Below are 21,594 nucleotides of genomic sequence, written 5' to 3' on the forward strand. Positions count from 1 at the left end.
CGGGGAGAAGGGTTGGGGATGAGGGGGCGGTGGGCTCCCTGTCTCTCCCGCCGCCTTCACCCCACACACGGCGGCGACTCCTTCACCCGCCCGCCACGCGCCGACCACTCCGCGGGCGTAAAGGTATGCAGCGCCAGCGCATGTACCGTGCCCTGCAGTTCATCCATCAACAACGCATTCACCTGACGATGCCTGGCCAGCAGGCGCTGACCCTCGAACGCATCAGCCGCCACCGTCACCTTGAAATGGGACTCCGAGCCGGCAGGCACATTGTGACCATCGCTCTCGTTCTCCACCTCAAGGTAGGCCGGGTTCAGCCCCTGGGACAGCTTGCGTTCGATCTCTGATTGGATGCTCATAATTCCTACCATGGCGCTATGGATTGTGGCCTGCATCATCCGATACCCAGCCACGACAGGCAAGCCGTGCGAGAGCATCCGTCAAGTTCATTGCCCGGCACGCGCCCCCACCCCCCCCTGTAGGGGCCGTTCGCGAACGGCCCGTGCGGAGTGTCCAGGGTCGGTGGCTTGTGCGGAGGCTTCGGGGCCGGTGGCCCGGCGGGTGGCTATCGTGGCATCCGAAGCTCCGGCCGGGCGCTTCTCGAAGCGCCCCTACGGTTTTGGTGGTCCTTTGTGAATGAACGCATCCCCCGTTGATGATCCTTCGTGAATGAACGCATCCCCCGTTGATGATTCTTCGTGAATGAGTACATCCCCCGTTGATGGTCCTTCGTGAATGAGTACATCCCCCTGTAGGGGCCGTTCGCGAACGGCCCGTGCGGAGTGTCCAGGGTCGATGGCCTGGACGGAGGTTTTGGGGTCGGTGGCCCGTGCGGAGGCTCCGGGGCCGGTGGCCCGGCGGGTGGCTATCGTGGCATCCGAAGCTCCGGCCGGGCGCTTCTCGAAGCGCCCCTACGGGGTTGGTCATCCTTTGTGAATGGCTCTTGGGTGCTGGGCAAACCCTTGGCCACCTCTAACCCAAACGTTATAGTGAGGAATAGCCCGTCACCCCAGCCCGAACGCCCGGTCAGAAGGGACATCGCCCCATGAAAGAATCCACCCCCGCCGCCATCCACCTCACGGACTACGCGCCACCCCAATGGCGTATCGAGCAGGTGGATCTGTGCTTCCTGCTCGACCCAGCCGACACCCGCGTGCGCTCCCGGTTGCAACTGCGGCGCACGGTGAGTCAGGAGGCACCGCTGGTGCTTCAGGGGGAAGAACTGAAACTGATCAGCCTCACCGTGGATGGGCAGCCCATGGCCTCGGGCAACCTGCATCAGGACGAGAACAGCCTCACCCTGCATGAGCTCCCGGCCCAGTGCACCCTGGAGATGGAGACCGCCATCAGCCCTGAAGCCAACACCGCCCTGTCCGGGCTGTATGTTTCCGGCGGCAACTTCTGCACCCAGTGCGAGGCGGAAGGGTTCCGGCGCATCACCTGGTTCCTGGACCGCCCGGATGCCATGACCCTCTTCACCGTGCGCATCGAGGCGGACAAGGCGCGTTATCCGGTGCTGCTGTCCAACGGCAATCTCACCGATTCCGGCGACCTGCCCGAAGGGCGCCATTACGTCGTGTGGCACGACCCCTTCCCCAAGCCCAGCTACCTCTTTGCCCTGGTGGCCGGGGATCTGGTCTGCCAGCAGGACAGCTTCACCACCTCTTCCGGCCGGGAGGTGGACCTGCGCATCTACGTGCAGCGTCACAACCTGGACAAATGTGACCACGCCATGCGCTCGCTGCAAAAATCCATGCGCTGGGATGAGGACACCTATGGTCGGGAATACGATCTGGACATCTACATGATCGTGGCCGTGGACGACTTCAACATGGGGGCCATGGAGAACAAGGGCCTGAACGTCTTCAACTCCAAATACGTGCTGGCCCGCCCGGACACGGCCACCGACGATGACTTCGTGGCCATCGAGAGCGTGATTGCCCATGAGTATTTCCATAACTGGTCGGGCAACCGGGTCACCTGCCGGGACTGGTTCCAGCTCTCCCTCAAGGAAGGGCTCACGGTCTTCCGCGATCAGGAATTCACCGCCGACCAGAGCCTGCGGGCCGTCAAGCGCATCGGCGACGTGCAGCGCCTGCGCTCGCTGCAGTTCCCCGAGGATGCCGGCCCCATGGCCCACCCGGTGCGGCCCCAGTCCTACATCGAGATCAACAACTTCTACACCATGACGGTGTACGAAAAGGGCGCCGAAGTGGTGCGCATGATCCAGACCCTGGTGGGCCGCGAGGGCTTTCGCCGCGGGCTGGACCTGTATTTTGAACGCCATGACGGCCAGGCCGTCACCACTGACGACTTCGTCAGGGCCATGGAAGATGCCAACGCCCGGGACCTGCGCCGCTTCCGCCGCTGGTATGACCAGGCCGGCACCCCCGTGCTGGACGTGGCCGGGGAATACGACGCGGCCACCCAAAGCTATCGCCTCACCGTGCGCCAGTCCTGCCCGCCCACCCAGGGGCAGTCGGAAAAACTGCCCTTCCATATCCCGCTGACCCTGGCCCTGCTGGACAGCCAGGGCCGGGAGATCCCCCTGCGCCTGGAAGGGGAGAGCCAGGCCACCCCCGGCGAGCGGGTGATCGAACTCACCGCCCCCGATCATGTGCTGGTGTTTCACGATATGCCCGAAGCCCCGGTGCCCTCGTTGCTGCGCGGCTTTTCGGCACCGGTGAAACTGCGCTTCCCCTACACCCATGAGGAACTGGCCTTCCTCATGGGTCACGACACCGATGACTTCAACCGTTGGGAAGCGGGTCAGCAGTTTGCTGTACAGATGTTGCAGGGGCAGATCCATGACATCCAGGCGGGCCGTGAGCCCATGCTGGACCCGTTGTTCCAGGAGGCCTTCGCCCGGGTGCTGGACGATGACACCCTGGACACCGCCTTGGTGGCCGAGGCCCTCACCCTGCCCGGTGAGACCTACCTGGCCGAGCAGATGGACGTGGTGGACGTGGATGCCATTCACCAGGCCCGTCAGTTTACCCGTCGCGCCCTGGGCGAGGCCCTGGCGGATCGCTTCCGGGCGGTGTACCACGCCCTGCGGGATAGCCCGCGGGGGGCGGGCAGGGAAGGCGATGACATGGATGCCGCAGCCATGGGCCGTCGACGCCTGCGCAACCTCTGCCTCGCCTACCTGTGTGCCACGGGCGAGGCGTCTGCCCCATCCCTGGCCGAGGCCCAGTACCAGGCCGCCGACAACATGACCGATGCCATGGGTGCCCTCCGGGCCCTGATGGATTGCCCCGGAGCGATCCAGGCACGCAGTCTGGCCCATTTCGAGGCCCGCTGGCGGGACGAGCCGCTGGTGCTGAACAAGTGGTTCGGCCTGCAGGCCACCGCCAGCGACGCCGGGGCCCTGGAGCGGGTACGCCGCCTGATGCAGCACCCGCGCTTCTCCATCCGCAATCCCAACCGGGTGCGCGCCGTGCTCGGGGCCTTTGCCATGGCCAACCCGGTGCATTTCCATGCCGCCGATGGCAGCGGCTACGAATTGATCACCGACCAAGTGCTGGAGCTGGATGCCCTGAACCCCCAGATCGCCGCGCGGCTGGTCACCAGCCTGAGCCGCTGGAAACGGTTCGATGCGCAGCGCCAGGGGCTGATGCGGACCTGTCTGGAGCGCATCGTGGCGCACCCGGGGCTGTCGCGGGATGTCTACGAGATTGCCTCCCGGAGCCTGGGGTGAAAAGATAGGCGGCATGCAGACTCACAATGTGACGATCATGGACGATCAACCCCTGGACATCCTCCGATCCACCTTCGGTTACGAACAGTTCCGTCCGCCCCAGGACCAGGTGATCGACACCCTCGTGCAGGGCGGCGATGCCCTGGTGCTCATGCCCACGGGGGGCGGCAAGTCCCTGTGCTATCAGATCCCCGCCATGGCCTTGTCGGGCACGGGGATCGTGGTCTCTCCGCTCATCGCCCTCATGCAGGACCAAGTGGCCGCCCTGCGCCAGGCGGGGGTGCGCGCCGCCTATCTCAACTCCACCCTGGATTGGGAAGAGGTACAGGCAGTGGAGCGGGATCTGCTGCGCGGCGAGCTGGACCTGCTCTACGTGGCCCCCGAACGCCTGCTGAATGAACGCACCCTGACCCTGCTGGAGCGGGCGCGTATCAATCTGTTCGCCATTGATGAGGCCCATTGCGTGTCCCAGTGGGGGCATGATTTCCGCCCTGAATACATCAAGCTCTCCCTGCTGGCCGAGCGCTGGCCCGATATCCCTCGCATTGCCCTCACCGCCACCGCCGACGAGCGCACCCGTCAGGAGATCCGTCAGCGCCTGGGGCTGGAGCAGGCCCGGGTGTTCATCAGCGGCTTCGACCGGCCCAACATCCGCTACCGCATCACCCAGGGCAGCGGCAATGCCCGCCGGGATCTGCTGCGCTTCATCCAGCAGACTCACCCGGATGAGGCGGGCATCGTCTATTGCCTGTCCCGCAAGCGGGTGGACGAGATCGCCCAATGGCTCTGCGACCAGGGGCTGACCGCCCTGCCTTATCACGCAGGCCTCAGCGCCCAGGTGCGCGAGGCCCATCAGCGTCGCTTTCTCAACGAGGAGGGGGTGATTGTTGTTGCCACCATCGCCTTCGGCATGGGCATCGACAAGCCCAATGTGCGCTTCGTGGCCCACCTGAACCTGCCCAAGAGCATCGAGGCCTATTACCAGGAGACCGGTCGGGCCGGTCGGGATGGCCTGTCGGCGGATGCCTGGATGAGCTATGGTCTGCAGGATGTGATCACCCTGCGACAGATGGTGGACAGCTCCGAGGCGGACGAGAGCCACAAACGGGTGGAGCGCCACAAGCTGGACGCCATGCTGGGCCTGTGCGAGATGACCACCTGCCGGCGCCAGGCCTTGCTGTCCTATTTTGGCGAGACCGAGTCCCAGCTCTGCGGCAACTGCGACACCTGCCTGGAACCCCCGGAGACATGGGACGCCACCGTGCCCGCCCAGAAGGCCCTGTCCTGCGTGCATCGCACCGGGCAGCGGTTCGGCGTGAACTACCTGGTGGATGTGCTGCGTGGCAAGGACGACGCTCGCATCAAGCAGTTCGGTCATGACCGTCTGAGTGTCTTCGGCATCGGTAGCGACATGGGCGTGAATGAGTGGAAGGGGATCTTCCGGCAGATGATCGCCCGGGGTCTGCTCACGGTAGACCTGGAGGGTCATGGCGGCCTGCATCTCAACGAGGCCTGCCGCCCGGTGCTGCGGGGGGAGACGCAGTTGATGCTGCGCAAGGAAACACGCCCGACTCGCACCCCCCGGGAGCCCCGGCGCACGGCGGCGGCGGGTCTGGACAGCCCCGAGGATCAGCGGTTGTTCGAGGCCCTGAGGACCTGCCGGCGTCGGCTGGCGGACGAACAGGGGGTGCCGCCGTATGTGGTGTTCCACGATGCCACGCTGATGGAGATGGCGGAGATGCGCCCGGAGAGCCTGCGGGCCATGGCGGCGATCTCCGGCGTGGGAGAGAGGAAGCTGGAGGCTTATGGGGAGGAGTTCTTGGAGGTGATCCTGAGATTCGAGTAGGGGCCGTTCGCGAACGGCCCGGCGGAGTGTCCCGGGGTCGATGGGCTAGGCAGAGGCTGCGGGGTCGATGGCCCGTGCGGAGGCTGGGGGGGCGATGACCCGTGCAGAGGCTGCGGGGTCGATGACCTGGACGGAGGTTTCCGGGTTGATGGCCTGGCGGGTGGGTGTTGTGGTGCCCGGAGCCCTGGCCGGGCGCTTCTCGAAGCGCCCCTACGGTTTAGGTGGTCCGTTGTGAATGAGCGCATGCCCCTTTGATGGTTCTTTGTGAAGAGCACATACCCCTGTAGGGGCCGTTCGCGAACGGCCCGGGGCAACCATCGGGGAGAAAGAGTCTTACCGGGCGTTGAACACCACCACCGTCTTCCCGTGTGCGGTGATCAGCCCCCGCTCTTCCAGATCCTTGAGCACCCGTCCGGCCATCTCCCGGGAGCAGCCCACGATCTTGGCCAGTTCCTGGCGGGTGACTCGGATCTGCATGCCCTTGGGATGGGTCATGGCGTCTGGTTGCTGGGCCAGTTCCATCAGCGTGCGGGCGATGCGGCCGGTCACGTCGAGGAAGGCCAGGTCGATCACCTTGCGGCTGGTGTCGCGCAGACGCACGGCCATCTGGGTGGCCAGGAGAAAGAGAATGCTGGGATCCTGCATGGCCAGTTCGATGAACTTGGGGTAGTGGATCTCCGCCGTTTCAGTGGGGGTGCGGGTCACGATACCGGCGCTGCGCGCCTGGGAGGAGAATACGCCCATTTCTCCAAAGAACTGACCCGGGTTGAGATAGGCCAGCACCATCTCGTGCCCCAGTTCATCCTCGATCATCACGCTGACCGAACCCTGAATGATATAGTACAGCGTATCCGGGCGATCCCCCGCGTGGATGACGGTGGCACGGGCGGGGTATTGGCGGCGATGGCAATGGGCAAGCAATTTATCCAGTGCCTCTTCGGGCATCTGCTGTTGCTTGAGTAGACTACTCATTGTCCACCTCGTGGGGGCCGGACGACGAACCGCCAACGCGAGCAAGGGGGAGGGCGGGGCCTGTATCCGCTGATGCGTCGGATGAGCTTCGGGTGCTTATCTTATAATTTTCCCAGTGTCGAGTTTATGGTAGGCCGGGTGGATTGTCGAATGTTTGCATCGGCGAAGTGCGCCGAAGGGGAGAAGAGTCTGTGAAAACCCGGATCAAATGGCTGGATAACGCGACCTTCGTGGGCGAGTCGGGCAGTGGACATGCCGTGGTGATGGATGGCCCACCGGAGCACGGTGGACGCAACCTGGGGCCGCGCCCCATGGAGATGCTGCTACTGGGCATGGGCGGCTGCACTGCCTTTGATGTGATGCAGATCCTCAGGAAATCCCGCCAGGCAGTGACTGACTGTGAGCTGGAGGTGTCCGCCGAGCGCGCGGAGACCGACCCCAAGGTGTTCACCCGCATCCATGTGCATTACATTGTCACCGGTCACGATCTGTCGGAAAAGCACGTGGCCCGGGCCGTCAGCCTGTCGGCAGAAAAATACTGCTCGGCCTCCATCATGCTGGGCAAGGTGGCTGAGATCACACATGATGTGGAGATCCGGTCGCCCTGACGGGCGGCCCAGACAGCGGTATCTGTCGTCGCCGCGAATACGGGTGATACACTCAATCGCCCCTGGAGGGATCAAACCCATCACCCATCTCTCCGGTGCGGCATTGAAATGTGAACTGGTTCACATTACTCTCTCAAACAGTGACCGTCGCCCTTTGGCTTCGGGTCTCGCCTGTGCTGCAGGCTTTAACCCGTTGGGATGAAGGGTTTTACGCGAATATTTCGCCCACCCGGGTGTTCTAGTCAGTGGGGCAGGGTAGGCGCCAGAAAAGGAGAAGCACGTGAGCAAGCGTAGTGTCCAGGGGTTCATCCGGTTCCTTCTCGTCGTTCTCGCGGCACTGGCGCTGAGCGCCTGTGCCACCAAGCATCCCCCACTGGAAGATGTGTCGCTGGAAGGCAGCCCCGATTACATCATCGGCCCTGGCGACAATGTGAATATCTTCGTCTGGCGTCAGCCCGAGTTGTCCATGTCGGTGCCCGTGCGCCCCGACGGCAAGATCACCACCCCGCTGATTGAAGACGTGCCCGCCGCCAACAAGACTCCGACCCAGCTGGCCCGGGACATGGAAGAAGTCCTCTCCGTGTACGTGCGAGACCCGGTGGTCACGGTCATCGTCACCGGCTTTAGCGGCCCCTACGATCAGCAGATCCGGGTGGTGGGGCAGGCTGCCAATCCCCAGGCCATCCCCTTCAACGAGAACATGACGGTACTGGATGTGATGATCGCCGTGGGCGGGCTCACCGAGTTCGCGGCGGGCAACCGGGCCTCCATTGTGCGCCATGCCAACGGCGAGACCCGTCAGTTCAATGTGCGGCTGAACGATCTGCTCAACCAGGGGGACATCGAGGCCAATGCCCCCGTGCTCCCCGGGGACATCCTGATCATTCCCGAGTCCTGGTTCTAATGCCCGTGTCGGGTGGCCAGGGATGGCGCCTTTTTAGTTGATGTGCAGTAAGCAGCAGTTCGCGTAGGCGAGGAGGTCGCCGCCATGCAGGAAATCCTGAATCAGATCCTGGGTTACGTCAGGTCCACCTGGCGCTACCGATGGATCGTGCTCATCGTGGCCTGGATCATCAGCCTGGCCGGGTGGGCTCATGTCACCCAGCTGCCCGACCAATACCGTTCCTCCGCCCAGGTCCACGTGGATACGCAATCCATGTTGAGGCCCCTGTTGCGGGGCCTGGCCGTGGATACCAATGTTTCTCAGCGGGTGGAGTTCATGACCCGCACCATGCTCACCGGTCCCAATCTGGAAGAGGTGGCCCGGGAGGTGGATCTGCATCTGCAGGCGCGGAATGAGGGCGACATGCTGCGCATCGTCAACCAACTGCGCAGTGGCATCAATATCTCGGCGAGTCGGAGTGACGATGTGTATACCATCTCCTACACCCATGGTAATCCGCAGCATGCCTACGACGTGGTGCAGGCACTGCTCAATCGCTTTATCGAAGGGGCCCTGGGCGATACACGTGCTGGCACGGATCACGCGCAGCGTTTCCTGAATGAGCAGATCGCGGAGTATGAACAACGGCTGACGGATGCCGAGCAGCGTCTGGCTGATTTCCGTCGAGACAATGCCGGCATGCTGCCCAGTGACGGAGGCACCTATTACTCCCGGCTGCAGCAGGCCCGCAATCAGTTGCAGGAGACGCAGCAACGCCTGCGCGAGGCACAAAACCGTCGTGAGGAGATTCGCCGCCAGCTGGCCGGTGAAGAACCCACCTTCGGCATCATGGGCGGCACCCGCACCTCCCAGGCCACGGCGGCCATTGACAGTCGTATCCAGAACCTGCAAAGCCGCCTGGATGAATTGTTGCTGACCTACACGGAGCGTCATCCGGACATACAGAGCATCCGCCGTACCATCGAGGACCTGGAAGAGCAGCGGGAAGAAGAAATCATGCTCGCCCGGCAGAACGGCCCCACGGCAGAGCAACTGGATACCAACCCCGTGTATCAACAGATGCGCATGAGCCTGTCCAACGTGGAGGTGGAAATCGCCAGCCTTCAATCGCGACTGCAGCGTCAGCGAGAGACGGTGGAGAGTCTTCAGGGCATGGTCAACGTGATCCCCGAGATCGAGGCCGAACTCAAGCGCCTGGACCGTGACTACAACGTCAATCGGGAACAGTACGAACAACTCCTGAGGCGCCGAGAATCCGCAGCCATCAGTCGTAGCGTGGAAGAAGGGGGTGAGCAGGTGCAGTTCCGGGTGATCGAGCCGGCCCGAGTGCCTTCCTCCCCATCGGCACCGAATCGCCCAGCCATGTTCAGTGCCTCCCTGGTGGGTGGCCTGGCGGTGGGGGGTGGCCTGGCCTTCCTCATTGGCCTGCTGCGACCGGTGTTCGACAATCGTCGCACACTCAATTCAGTCACCGGCTTCCCGGTACTGGGGGTGGTCTCCCAGGTCGCCAGCGTCAGAATGAAGCGGCGTGAGCGAGTCGAACTGGTCGCCTTCGCGTCCTTCGGTGGCCTGCTGATCCTCACCTATTTCGTGGTGGTGGCAGCAGGCGGAATTCATCTACCCATCGTGGAGCGGCTGCTGGGATGAGCGATAACGATCGAGATCTGAGCCTGATCGAAAAGGCGGCGCGCCGCCTGCGGGAGCAGGAGGGAAGCCAGGCACACAGCCAGTCGGACGTCTCCGCCTTTGAGCGGACACGGTCCGATGCCCAGACGTCCGGGCAGCCTGAATCCTCCCTGGATAGCGCCCCGGAGGTGAGCCAGGCCACTACCGAGGGGAGCAAAGCAGATGAAACCAACCCCGCGATGCAGGCGCCCCTGAATCCCCTGCCGGATGTGCCACCGCCCCCGCCGGACCTGAATCCGGATCAGGATCGCTATGTGGAACTCAACCTGGCCCACCTGCGTGAGCAGGGCTTTGTCACGGCCGGCTCGGAACGCACCCAGGTGGCCGAGGAGTTCCGTATGATCAAGCGGCCCCTGCTGGCCAATGCCTTCGGCCGCGGCGCCGACCTGGTGGAGCAGGGCAATCTGGTGATGGTCACCAGCGCCAAGTCCGGCGAAGGCAAGACCTTCACCGCCGTCAACCTGGCCATCAGCATCGCCATGGAAATGGACAAGACAGTGCTGCTGGTGGATGCCGACGTGGGCCGATCACGGGTTCACGAGATCCTGGGCACCCCCATGGGCCCTGGCCTGATTGATCTCTTGCTGGACGACCATCTGGACGTGGGCGATGTGATGATCAAGACCAACATCCCCAAGCTGCGGGTGGTGCCCATGGGCAAGTACCATCCCCATGCCAACGAGTTGCTGGCCAGTGAGGACATGCTGCGCCTGACCAAGGAACTGGCAGAACGCTACCCGGATCGCATGGTGATCTTCGACTCCCCGCCGCTGCTACTCACCAGCGAAGCGGCTGTGTTGGGTGGCCTGCTGGGTCAGGTGGTGTTCGTGGTGGAATCGGAAAAGACCCTGCAGGGGGCCGTCAACGATGCCCTGGCCATGCTGGATCATTCCAAGCCCATCGGGCTGGTGCTCAACAAGATGCGCTCGTCCCTGATCAGCCGTTATGCCGGCTATGGATATGGTTACGGCTATGGCTACGGGTACGCGCGTCCCGCCAAAGATGAACCAGCCCAGGGATCCGCCGCATGAGTCGTCCATGGAGTGGCGCGCTGCTGGGGGGCGCGGCCCTGCTCATCCTGAGCAGCCACGCCGCCGCCAACCGCTGGGACTTCACTCCCCGGGCCAGCGTCTCACAAACCTACACGGACAACGTTAACCTGGCCTCGGACGCTGGCGATAAGGAGTCCGAATCCGTTAGCCAGCTCAACACCGGGTTCTCCCTGAGCCGTTCGGGGGGGCGCACGGATCTCAGCATGGGCTACAACCTGCAGGGCCTCGCCTACTGGGGGGATGATGGCCGCAACACCGTCAATCACACCTTCTCGGGCAACAGCACCACCGAAGTGCTCAGTGAAACCTTCTTCGTGGATGCCTCTGCCAGTTATCGGGACCGACTGGTGGATGGCCGCGATGGCTTCGCGGATGACACCATCACCGATGGAAACAGAACAGGGGTAGCCACCTACCGCGTGAGCCCTTATTGGCGCCAGCAGTTCGGGCAGTTTGCCAGCAGTGAGGTGCGATATAGCTGGGATACAACGGACTACGAGGATTCAAGCGTGGAGGGTTCAGGCAGTGAATCCAACCGTGTCCAGGCCAGCCTGAACAGTGGTCCGCAGTTCACCACCATCGGTTGGGGGCTGAGCTACAGCTGGGATGAGGTGGAGTTCGAGGAGGGGACGAAAAGCACCTTCGAATCCCTTGAAGGGCTGCTCCGGCTGAATCTGACACCCCAGTTCAGTGTGTATGCTGCCGGGGGTGAGGAACGTAATGATTTTGAGCAGGCCGTGGGCCGTAATGATCCTGACGACACGTTCTGGCGGGCTGGGCTCACCTGGTTACCGACCACACGCACTTCCCTCGATGCCTATCAGGGCGAGCGGTTCTTCGGCGATACCTATGGACTGACGCTGAGCCATCGATTCCGGCATGCGTCGTGGTCTGTTGCCTATTCGGAGACGGTGGATACGCAAAGAGGGCGGCTGGGCGACGAAGTCGACGATACCGCTCGGCTTGACCAGCCCCCGGGTACCTTTGTCTCTCGCCAACTCACCATCAGCGCCTCCGGCCAGTATTCCAAGGCCTCCTGGACCGTGAGTGGCTCACGCCGTGAACGCGAATACCAGACCGATCAGAACGATGAAGAGGCCGATACCCTGAGCGTAACCACCGGTTATCAACTAGCCCCCCGCACCAGCGCCCAGTCCAGCCTCCAATGGCAGGGCACCGACTACGATGTGGACAACCGCAAGGATGATCTCTATGCCCTCAGTTTGGGTCTGAGCCGAACCCTGGGGCCACGCACCTCCGCCTCGTTGACCTACCGCTACCAGCAGCGTGACTCGGACCTGCCGGACGGCGATTACGAAGAAAACCGGGTGACCGCCACACTCAGCGCCACGTTCTAGGGAGCGTCATGTACGAAGCCTACTTCAAGCTGGACCGTAAGCCCTTCCAGCTCAGCCCCGACCCGCGCTACTTCTTTGGCAGCCGCATTCACAAGCGGGCACTGGCCTATCTGCGCTATGGCCTGAGTCAGGGGGAAGGCTTCATCGCCATCACTGGTGATGTGGGCACGGGCAAAACCACCCTGGTGCGCATGCTCTTTAATGAGCTGGATGACGACAAGCTCATCGCTGCCCAGATCGTCACCACCCAACTGCAGGCCGACGAGCTGCTGCGCATGGTGGCCATCGCCTTTGGCCTCGAGGTGGAGAAAGAGAGCAAGGCCACCATCCTGTCGCGCCTGGAACGTTTCCTCACCGAAAAGGCGAGGGAAGGCAAGCGCATGCTGCTGGTGGTGGACGAGGCCCAGAACCTGCCCCCGCATGCCCTGGAAGAACTGCGCATGCTCTCCAACTTCCAGGTGTCCGGTCGCCCGCTGCTGCAAAGCTTCCTGCTGGGGCAGAACCAGTTTCGCCGCACCCTGCAGATGGCCGAACTGGAACAGTTCCGCCAGCGCTTTCTGGCGGCCTGTCACCTCACGCCCCTCTCGGAAGAGGAAACCCGGGAATACATCGAGTATCGCCTGGAAAACTCCGGCTGGCAGCGGGATCCGGATTTCACCCCCGAGTCCTTCGCCGAGATCCATCGCCAGACCGAGGGCATCCCCCGGCGCATCAACAGCCTGGCGGACCGCCTGCTGCTGTACGCCTTCCTGGAAGAGCGTCACCAGATTGATGACGCCGTGGTGCGCACCGTGGCGCAGGAACTGGGCGATGAGATGAATGCCCTGGCCGAGGACACCGGGTCCGGGCCGCTGGAAGGGGGGCTGGATCGCGGTGGCGTCTACGATGCCGAGGGCCTGCCGGCCCATTACTCCTGGAGCAACCTGGATCTGCGGGTTTCAGCCCTGGAAAGTCGCATCCAGACGATGGAGAAGACCTTTTACAGGGAGATTTCCCAGGTGCGACGCTTCATCAAGCATTTCCTGAAGGAGAAACCCCAGTGAATCAGGTCCCCAACGCCCCCCAGGGCATCCGCAATGCCATGACCGTGGATGTGGAAGACTATTTCCAGGTGTCCGCCTTCGAGGAGCACATCTCCCGGGGCAGTTGGGACGATCTGCCCTGCCGGGTGGAACAGAACGTGGATCGTATCCTGCAATTGTTCGCCGACCAGGAGGTGAAGGCGACCTTCTTCTACCTGGGGTGGGTAGCGCGCCGCTATCCGGCGCTGGTGCGACGCACCCGGGATCAAGGCCACGAGATTGCCAGCCACGGCTGGTCCCATATCCGCGCCACGGAACAGACCCGAGAGGCCTTCCGTCAGGATGTCAGTCGCACACGGGCGCTGCTGGAGGATGTGACCGGCGAGCCGGTGAAAGGCTATCGGGCGGCCAGCTATTCCATCGGCCGGGATAACCTCTGGGCCCTGGATATCCTGCAGGAGACCGGGCACCGCTACAGCTCCAGCATCTATCCCATCCGCCACGACCTCTACGGCATGCCAGAGGCCCCCCGTTTCGCCTTTTACCCAGGGGATGGGGATCTGCTGGAGGTGCCGGTGACCACCCTGGAGCTGGCCGGCCAGAAATTCCCCTGCGGTGGCGGCGGCTACTTCCGGCTGTTTCCTTATCACCTGTCCCGCTGGGCCATCCAGCACATCAACCAGTCTGAAGGCCAGTCGGCGGTGTTCTACTTCCACCCCTGGGAGATCGACCCGAAACAGCCCCGCCAGGAGAATATCGGCCTCAAGACCCGGGTACGCCATTATCTCAACCTGGCGCGCACGGAATCGCGCCTGAAACAACTGCTCAAGGATTTTCACTGGGACCGCATGGATCGCGTGTTCCTGGAGCCTGCCCCCGGCCCATGCCCAGCGCAATGAGTGAACAGCCCCAGACTGCCAGTTCTTCCACCAACCTGACCATCCAGCGCCTGGAACCGGCGATGGACCCTGCCTGGGAGGCCTTCGTGGAGGGCTGCCCCACGGCCACCTTCTTTCACCGGGCCGGCTGGAAACGGGTGCTGGAACAGGCCCTGGGCCACACGGGGTATTACCTCTATGCCGAGAGCGAGGGCCGGATCCGGGGTGTGCTGCCCCTGGGGCATGTGAAGACCCTGCTGTTCGGCAATGCCCTGATCTCCGTCCCCTTTTGCGTGTATGGCGGCGTGGCCGCCGAGGATGCCGAGGCCGAACAGGCCCTGATCCGGGCGGCGCAGAACCTGGCCGAGGAGCTTCAGGTGGACTATCTGGAACTGCGCCACCGGGAGCGGCGTCTGCCCGACTGGCCCTGCAAGGATGACCTGTACGTGACCTTCCGCAAGCCCATCGATCCCGACCCGGAAGTGAACATGAAGGCCACCCCCCGCAAGCAGCGGGCCATGGTGCGCAAGGGCATCAAGCGGGAACTGACCTCCGAGCGGGATGCAGGCATCGACCGCTTCTTCCCCATCTACGCCGACAGCGTGCGGCGCCACGGCACGCCGGTGTTCGCCCATCGATTCTTTCAGGCCCTGATGGATGAGTTTGGCGAGGCGGCTCAGGTGACCACGGTCAGCCATGACGGGCAGCCGGTGAGCAGCGTGCTGAGCTTCCTGTTTCGGGAAGAGGTGCTGCCTTACTATGGCGGGGGCACCCCCGAAGCCCGGGACCTGGCGGCCTTCGATTTTCTCTACTGGGAGGTGATGCGCCGGTCTGGCGAGGAAGGATATCGCCTGTTCGACTATGGCCGCAGCAAGCGGGGTACCGGATCGTTCAGCTTCAAGAAGAACTGGGGCTTCGAGCCCGAGCCGCTGTACTACGAATACCACCTGGTGCGAGCCAGTGATATTCCGGACATCAATCCGCTCAACCCCAAGTACCGTCTGTTCATCGCTGGCTGGAAGCGGTTGCCGTTGCCGGTAGCCAATCGATTGGGACCGATTATTTCCAGGGGGTTGGGGTGATGGAGAAACCTAAACTACTCTTCCTGGCCCACCGGATCCCCTATCCCCCCAACAAGGGGGACAAGATCCGTTCCTTCAACCTGCTCAAGCACTTGGCGGGCCACTATCGGATCCACCTGGGCGGTTTCGTGGACGACCCGGCAGACTGGCGCTACCAGGACGATATCACCGCCTATTGCGAAGAGGCCCACCTCCAGGCCCTGAACCCTCGCCTGGCCAAGCTGAAGAGCTTGCGCGGCCTGCTGACCGGCCAGGCCCTGACGGTACCCTATTATGCCGATGCCCAGATGCATGAGTGGGTGCGCAAGACGTTGGATGCCGGTATCGACCGGGTGCTGGTGTTCTCCTCGGCCATGGCCCAGTACCTGCAGCCCGAGGATCATGCCAAGCGCAGTGTGGTGGTGGATTTTGTGGATGTGGACTCAGATAAATGGCGTCAGTACGCCCCATCGCATCGGTTCCCCATGAAACAACTCTACCTGCGCGAGTCGCGCAGACTGCTGGCCTTCGAACGCCAGGTCTCGGCCCAGGCCAGCGCCGGTGTGTTCGTCAGCCACGAAGAGGCTGCACTGTTCCGCCAGTTGTCCCCGGAGACGGCTCAAACCACCCATGCCATCGACAATGGCGTGGATGTGGATTACTTCTCACCGCAACATGTGTACCCCTCTCCCTATCGGGCAGGGGAAAGGCATCTGGTCTTCACGGGTGCCATGGACTACTGGGCCAATGTGGATGCGGTGTGCTGGTTCGCCGAGACAGTCTTCCCGAGTATTCGCGAGCGTTGCCCCAGGGCCCGTTTCACCATTGTGGGTGCCCGTCCCACTCTGGAGGTGAAGCGACTGGAACAGGTGGACAGCGTACACGTGACCGGTGCGGTGAAGGATGTACGCCCTTACCTGGCCTATGCAGCGGCCGCCGTAGCGCCCCTACGGATAGCCCGGGGGGTGCAGAACAAGGTACTGGAAGCCATGGCTATGGCCCGCCCGGTGATTGCCACCTCCCAGGCCATGGATGGGTTGCGGGTGTGTCCGGATGTGGAGCCCATCGTGGGCGACACCTCCGAGGCCCTGATAGAACTGGCAGTGGCGGCCCTGACGGGGGAGATCCCGGATGATACCGGAGCGCGGAATCGAGCGTGTGTGTGCAGGCATTACAGTTGGGCGGAACACATGGGGCGATTTGTGGATCTGCTGGAAAGCAAAAGGCCCCTCACCCCAACCCCTCTCCCGCAAGCGGGAGAGGGGCTTTAACCCCCCCTGTGCTCAAGGGGAGGCGCTCAATAGCTCCCTTCTCCCCCCTGGGGAGAAGGGTCGGGGATGAGGGGGAACGGTGGGCACCCTACCCAAAAGACCAGGAACACCATGAACACAGGTCCATCACACAACGAAGTTCAGCAAGACACCCAAGCGCCCAGCCAGGGCGCCATCCGTGGCCTCCCCTGGCCCCTGGCCCTCGGCCTGCTCGGCGCCGCTTTCCTCGCCATGCTGGCCCTCTACTGGCCCAGTGTGGAAAAACTCGTCCACATCTGGACCACCTCCGACACCTATGCCCACGGCATGGTCATCCTCCCCCTCAGCCTGTTCCTGGCCTGGACCCAAAGACATCGCCTGGCGCAGGCGACTCCCAACCCCAGTCTCCTGGGTGCCCTGGCCATCCTCGCCCTGGGGGCAGGCTGGTTCCTGGCCCGCGCTGCCGATGTCACCGTGGTGCAGACCTTCGTGGTGGTGGCCATGGTGCCCGCGCTGGTGCTCGCCATCATGGGCTGGCAGGTCTCCCGGGTGATCGTATTTCCCCTGGCCTACCTGTTCTTCGCCTGGCCCGTGGGCAACTTCCTGGTACCTGTTCTGCAGGAATACACCGCGTGGTTCACGGTGTGGATGCTACGGGTCAGTGGCATCCCCACCTTCAGCGAAGGCTATTACATCAGCATCCCCGCCGGAGATTTCGTGGTGGCCCAGGTGTGCAGCGGTATCCGCTACCTGATCGCCTCCGTGGCCCTGGGGCTGGTGTATGCCTACCTGGTGTACCGCAGCATTTGGCGTCGCCTGATCTTCGTGGTGCTGTCCATCATCGTGCCATCGTCGCCAATGGCCTGCGCGCCTACGGCATCATCATGATCGCCCACTTGACCGACATGCAGCACGCCGTGGGGGTAGATCACCTGATCTACGGCTGGCTGTTCTTCGGGTTCGTGATGTTCCTGTTGTTCTGGATCGGGACCCTCTTCCGGGACGATCATGAACCGCTGATGGCCAAGATGACCGGTGATGAGATTCCCCCGGTTTCCAGTGCGCGCCCCCCCATCACCCGCCGCCTGGCCATCCATGCCACCCCCCTCGCGGCCATGGTCGTGGCCCTGGCTCTGGCGCCAATGGCCGAGACCTGGCTCGACCAGCGCATGGCCAGGTTGGTGGGTGACATCGAACCGCTGGCCCCTGAAGTTGCCCCATGGCAGGGCCCCGAGCACCTGGAGGACCCTGCCTGGAGCCCTCGCTGGGCCGAGCCTGATGCCATGACCCAGGTGGCTTACCCAGGCGGGCCGCAAACCGTGGAACTGCACCTTTACCACTATCGCCACAACCAGCCCGGCACCGATCTGATTCGCTATGACAACCGCATCTTCGATGGCAATTCATGGCGACGGGTCTCCCAGGGAGGCGCGACAGCCCGCCTGCCCGAGGGAGGGCAACGCCCTGTGCGCGAGACCGTTCTGCGGGGCAGGGAAGGGCAGAACCGGGTGGTGTGGCACTGGTATCAGGTGGCGGGCCACACCACCGTGCGCCCCATCGAGGTCAAGATGCTGGAGGCCTGGGCCCGCCTGAGTGGTCAACCGGAGGGCTCGATGCTCGTGGCGCTGAGTGCCGAGTTCCAGGTCTCCGCCGACGAGGCACGGGCCGTCCTGGCCGAGTTCCTGAAGCAGGCACCGCCGCGGGTCCACGTGGGCGAAACGGAGGCGTATGCCGTCCATGAGTGAGCGGCCTTCCAAGGCATCCAGGCCACCCCTGGTAGCCCATATCATCCACCGTCTGGATGTGGGCGGCATGGAAAACGGCCTGGTGAACCTGATCAACCACATGCCGCCCGAGCGTTACCGGCATGCCATCATCTGCATGACCGGTTACACGGATTTTGCCCAGCGCATCCAACGGGACGATGTCAGCCTTCATGCCCTTAACAAGCGCGAGGGTAAGGATCTGGCTGTGCATGGTCGACTCTGGCGTCTGTTGCGTGAACTCAAACCCGACATCGTCCATACCCGCAACATGGCCACCCTGGAGACCCAGGTCACTGGCGCCCTGGCCGGCGTGCGGCGCCGGGTGCATGGGGAACACGGCTGGGACATGGGGGATCTGGATGGCTCCCGTCTCAAGACTCAGCGACTGCGCCGGCTGGTGCGGCCTCTGGTGGGTCAGTACATCGCCCTGTCGCGGCACCAGTTGGGTTATCTGCAGGACGTGATCGGGGTGCCGGCCTCGCGGTTGAATCATGTATGCAACGGAGTGGATACGGGGCGGTTTCGGCCGGCGGGCGTGAGCGAGGCCCCTGTATCTTCCGGGGCAGGGGATGCGATCGGGGATAGGGGCGTTGATCTTCGCGGCCGAGGGCCGCTCCCACGGGGGGTATCCCATCAGGCCGTGCTCCCACAGGGATTGGCGCCGGAGGGGACCACCGTGATCGGGGCAGTGATGCGGATGCAGGCGGTAAAGGCGCCTGAGGTTCTGGTAGAGGCCTTCATTGCGTTATGCCAGCGTCCTGGGCATGAGGGAGCGCGATTGGTGATGATCGGCGATGGTCCGAAACTTGAGGCATTGCGTGAGCGCCTGGGTGAGGCGGGTCTGCTGGATCGCGTCTGGCTTCCCGGCGCCCGGGATGATGTGCCGGACCTGATGCGGGCCATGGACCTGTTCGTCGTGCCCTCGCTGGCCGAGGGCATCTGCAACACCATCCTGGAAGCCATGGCCACCGGTCTGCCGGTGACGGCCACCCAGGTGGGCGGCAATCCGGACCTGGTGGAGGAGGGGCGCACCGGCCGTTTGATCCCCGCCGGGGATGCCGGTGCCCTGGCGGATGCGCTGGCCGAGTACCTGGCCTCACCGGAGACCGCGGCGGCCCACGGGGCCAATGCACGTGCCCGCGCTGAGGCATCGTTCAGCATGGATGCCATGGTTCAGGGATATCTGGATGTTTATGATGGGCTACGTTAGAGCCGTCCCCTCACCCCTCACCCCAACCCTTCTCCCCGTAGGGGAGAGGGGCTACCAACTCCCTTCTCCCCTGCGGGGAGAAGGGCCGGGGATGAGGAGAACGGTGGGCACGGTGCTCGTCCGGCCCCTCACCCCAACCCCTCTCCCCAAAGGGGAGAGGGACTCAGATCATAGAGAGTAGGAACATGTGCGGCATCACAGGGATATTCGACACCCGCGACCAGCGCCCCATCGACCGGGCACTGCTGGAACGCATGAACCAGACCCAGTTCCACCGTGGGCCGGACGAAGGCGGTATCCACGTGGAACCCGGGCTGGGCCTGGCCCATCGGCGCCTGTCCATCATCGACCTCTCCAGCGGCCAACAGCCCCTGTTCAACGAGAACGGATCCGTGGTGGTCACCTACAACGGCGAGATCTACAACTTCCCGGAGCTGACCGAAGAGCTCAAGGCCGCCGGCCACGATTTCCGAACCCATTGCGACACCGAGGTCATCGTGCACGCCTGGGAACAATGGGGCGAGGCCTGTGTAAAGCGCTTCCGGGGCATGTTTGCCTTTGCCGTGTGGGACCGCAACCTGCACACCCTGTTCATCGGCCGCGACCGCCTGGGCATCAAGCCCGTCTACTATGCCATCAGGCCCGACGGCATGCTCACCTTCGCCTCGGAGCTCAAGGCCCTGATGGCCGACCCGGACCTGCCCCGGGCCCTGGATCCCCAGGCCGTGGACGACTACTTCGCTTATGGCTACGTCCCCGAACCGCGCACCATCTATGACGCCGTGCACAAACTCCCCCCGGGGCACACCCTGTCCATCCATCGCGGCCTGCCTGTGCCCGAGCCCCGCATCTACTGGGACGTGCCATTTCATGACAGCGGCGCCAAGAGTGAGGCCGACGCCATGGAAGGGCTGGAAGAGCGTCTGCGCGAGGCCGTGCGAGTGCGGATGGTGGCTGAGGTGCCGCTGGGCGCCTTCCTCTCCGGTGGCGTGGATTCCAGTGCCGTGGTGGCCATGATGGCCGGCCTGTCATCCGACCCGGTGAAGACCTGCTCCATCGCCTTCAGTGACCCGGCCTATGATGAATCCGCCCACGCCGCCCAGGTGGCACAGCGCTTTGGCACCAGTCATCAGGTGCGTCAGGTGGATCCGGACGATTTCGGGCTGCTGGACCGTCTGGCCGAGTTGTACGACGAACCCTACGCCGACAGCTCGGCCCTGCCCACCTACCGGGTGTGCGAGCTAGCACGAGAGCAGGTGACGGTGGCCCTGTCCGGCGACGGCGGGGATGAAAACCTGGCCGGCTACCGGCGCTACCGTTTCCACGTCCAGGAAGAACGCCTGCGCTCCATGATGCCGCTGGGCCTGCGCCGGCCCCTGTTCGGAGCCCTGGCGCGCCTGTACCCCAAGGCCGACTGGGCACCCCGCATGTTCCGGGCCAAGGCCACCTTCCAGGCCCTGGCCCGGGATGCCGTGGAGGGGTATTTCAACAACAACGCCATCATCCGTGACGAGCAGCGCCAGCGCCTGTACAGCGCATCCTTCCGGCGCAGCCTGCAGGGGTATCACCCGGTGGAAGTCCTGCGCCATCACGCCCAACGCGCCCCCACGGATCACCCCCTGTCTCTGGTGCAGTATCTGGACATGAAGACCTACCTCCCCGGCGACATCCTCACCAAGGTGGACCGCGCCAGCATGGCCCACGCCCTGGAGGTGCGCGTACCCATCCTGGATCACCCCCTGGTGGAGTGGATCTCCGGCCTGTCACCAGACATGAAGCTCAAGGGCGGGGAGGGCAAGTACATCTTCAAGAAGGCCATGGAGCCGCACCTGCCCCACGACATCCTCTACCGCCGCAAACAGGGCTTCGCCGTCCCCCTGGCCCAGTGGTTCCGAGGGCCCTTGAAGCAACGCCTGCAGGAAACCATCCTGGGCGACCGCCTCAGGGATTCCGGCATCTTCGACATGAACACCCTCCAGCACCTGGTAGACGCCCACATCAGCGGCCAACGGGACTACAGCGCCCCGCTGTGGAGCCTGTTCATGTTCGAGGCGTTCTTGCGGCGGAATGAGGGGGCAGATTAAACGTGAAAGAATCAAGGTTCAGCTACAGAGACTCCCTTCTCCCCTTTGGGGAGAAGGGGCGGGGATGAGGGGGTGGGATAGGCACTGTGCCAGCCCTTCCCCCCCCCCCCCCCCCCCCCCACCCCCCGGGGGGGGGGGGGGGGGGGGGGGGGGGGGGTGGGTGGGTGGGGGGGGGGGGGGGGGGGGGCGCGCGGGAG

General features: G+C 63.8%; 16 protein-coding genes and 1 pseudogene. 15 read left to right on the forward strand and 2 right to left on the reverse strand.

Going from position 1 to position 21,594, the window contains the following annotated elements; all coding sequences use genetic code 11:
- Positions 1 to 56: 56 nt before the first annotated feature.
- Entirely contained in the window at positions 57 to 359 is a 303-nt protein-coding gene (locus LPW29_RS03535; RefSeq protein WP_090251449.1) for a BolA family protein, read from the reverse strand.
- Between the two features lie 686 nt (positions 360 to 1,045).
- On the opposite strand from LPW29_RS03535, the gene pepN reads away from it, so the two are divergent.
- Positions 1,046 to 3,700, forward strand: a complete 2,655-nt coding sequence (pepN, locus tag LPW29_RS03540) for an aminopeptidase N (RefSeq protein ID WP_238626896.1) — start codon at positions 1,046 to 1,048, stop codon at positions 3,698 to 3,700.
- Positions 3,701 to 3,713: 13 nt separating this feature from the next.
- Positions 3,714 to 5,546, forward strand: coding sequence for a DNA helicase RecQ (recQ, locus tag LPW29_RS03545; RefSeq protein ID WP_238626897.1), 1,833 nt, complete (start codon positions 3,714 to 3,716; stop codon positions 5,544 to 5,546).
- Positions 5,547 to 5,879: 333 nt separating this feature from the next.
- On the opposite strand, the gene crp is transcribed toward recQ, so the two are convergent.
- Positions 5,880 to 6,518: a cAMP-activated global transcriptional regulator CRP gene (gene crp, locus LPW29_RS03550; RefSeq protein ID WP_238626898.1), complete on the reverse strand. Its 639-nt coding sequence runs from the start codon at positions 6,516 to 6,518 to the stop codon at positions 5,880 to 5,882.
- 191 nt (positions 6,519 to 6,709) lie between these two features.
- On the opposite strand from crp, the gene LPW29_RS03555 reads away from it, so the two are divergent.
- The 13 genes and pseudogenes from LPW29_RS03555 (at position 6,710) to LPW29_RS03615 (ending at position 21,397) form a co-directional block, all read left to right on the forward strand.
- Positions 6,710 to 7,126 carry an OsmC family protein gene (locus LPW29_RS03555; RefSeq protein WP_238626899.1) on the forward strand — a complete coding sequence of 139 codons (417 nt, stop codon included), beginning with the start codon at positions 6,710 to 6,712 and terminating at the stop codon, positions 7,124 to 7,126.
- A 280-nt stretch (positions 7,127 to 7,406) separates the two neighbouring features.
- Positions 7,407 to 8,030 (forward strand): XrtA/PEP-CTERM system exopolysaccharide export protein, encoded by a 624-nt coding sequence (locus tag LPW29_RS03560; protein WP_238626900.1) that lies wholly within the window; start codon positions 7,407 to 7,409, stop codon positions 8,028 to 8,030.
- 84 nt (positions 8,031 to 8,114) lie between these two features.
- Entirely contained in the window at positions 8,115 to 9,677 is a 1,563-nt protein-coding gene (locus tag LPW29_RS03565) for an XrtA system polysaccharide chain length determinant (protein WP_238626901.1), read from the forward strand.
- On the forward strand, positions 9,674 to 10,747 hold the full coding sequence (locus LPW29_RS03570; RefSeq protein ID WP_238626902.1) for an XrtA-associated tyrosine autokinase: 1,074 nt from the start codon (positions 9,674 to 9,676) through the stop codon (positions 10,745 to 10,747). Before LPW29_RS03565 ends, LPW29_RS03570 begins: the two co-directional genes overlap by 4 nt.
- Positions 10,744 to 12,126: a TIGR03016 family PEP-CTERM system-associated outer membrane protein gene (locus LPW29_RS03575; protein ID WP_238626903.1), complete on the forward strand. Its 1,383-nt coding sequence runs from the start codon at positions 10,744 to 10,746 to the stop codon at positions 12,124 to 12,126. Before LPW29_RS03570 ends, LPW29_RS03575 begins: the two co-directional genes overlap by 4 nt.
- A gap of 8 nt (positions 12,127 to 12,134) precedes the next feature.
- Positions 12,135 to 13,169 (forward strand): XrtA/PEP-CTERM system-associated ATPase, encoded by a 1,035-nt coding sequence (locus LPW29_RS03580; RefSeq protein WP_238626904.1) that lies wholly within the window; start codon positions 12,135 to 12,137, stop codon positions 13,167 to 13,169.
- 38 nt (positions 13,170 to 13,207) lie between these two features.
- Entirely contained in the window at positions 13,208 to 14,047 is an 840-nt protein-coding gene (locus LPW29_RS03585; RefSeq protein WP_238626914.1) for an XrtA system polysaccharide deacetylase, read from the forward strand.
- Positions 14,044 to 15,108, forward strand: a complete 1,065-nt coding sequence (locus LPW29_RS03590; RefSeq protein ID WP_370642835.1) for a FemAB family XrtA/PEP-CTERM system-associated protein — start codon at positions 14,044 to 14,046, stop codon at positions 15,106 to 15,108. Before LPW29_RS03585 ends, LPW29_RS03590 begins: the two co-directional genes overlap by 4 nt.
- Entirely contained in the window at positions 15,108 to 16,358 is a 1,251-nt protein-coding gene (locus tag LPW29_RS03595) for a TIGR03087 family PEP-CTERM/XrtA system glycosyltransferase (protein ID WP_238626906.1), read from the forward strand. Before LPW29_RS03590 ends, LPW29_RS03595 begins: the two co-directional genes overlap by 1 nt.
- 231 nt (positions 16,359 to 16,589) lie before the next feature.
- Positions 16,590 to 17,275: pseudogene (gene xrtA / locus LPW29_RS03600) on the forward strand (exosortase A); the annotation flags it as partial.
- Between the two features lie 177 nt (positions 17,276 to 17,452).
- Positions 17,453 to 18,082 carry an exosortase C-terminal domain/associated protein EpsI gene (locus tag LPW29_RS03605; RefSeq protein ID WP_443112348.1) on the forward strand — a complete coding sequence of 210 codons (630 nt, stop codon included), beginning with the start codon at positions 17,453 to 17,455 and terminating at the stop codon, positions 18,080 to 18,082.
- Positions 18,066 to 19,313 carry a glycosyltransferase gene (locus tag LPW29_RS03610; RefSeq protein WP_370642834.1) on the forward strand — a complete coding sequence of 416 codons (1,248 nt, stop codon included), beginning with the start codon at positions 18,066 to 18,068 and terminating at the stop codon, positions 19,311 to 19,313. The genes LPW29_RS03605 and LPW29_RS03610 overlap by 17 nt, the downstream gene beginning before the upstream one ends.
- 185 nt (positions 19,314 to 19,498) lie before the next feature.
- Positions 19,499 to 21,397, forward strand: coding sequence for an XrtA/PEP-CTERM system amidotransferase (locus tag LPW29_RS03615; RefSeq protein WP_238626910.1), 1,899 nt, complete (start codon positions 19,499 to 19,501; stop codon positions 21,395 to 21,397).
- The last annotated feature ends 197 nt before the right edge of the window (positions 21,398 to 21,594 follow it).

Source organism: Ectothiorhodospira sp. 9100 (assembly GCF_022227565.1).
GTDB classification, from domain to species: domain Bacteria; phylum Pseudomonadota; class Gammaproteobacteria; order Ectothiorhodospirales; family Ectothiorhodospiraceae; genus Ectothiorhodospira; species Ectothiorhodospira marina.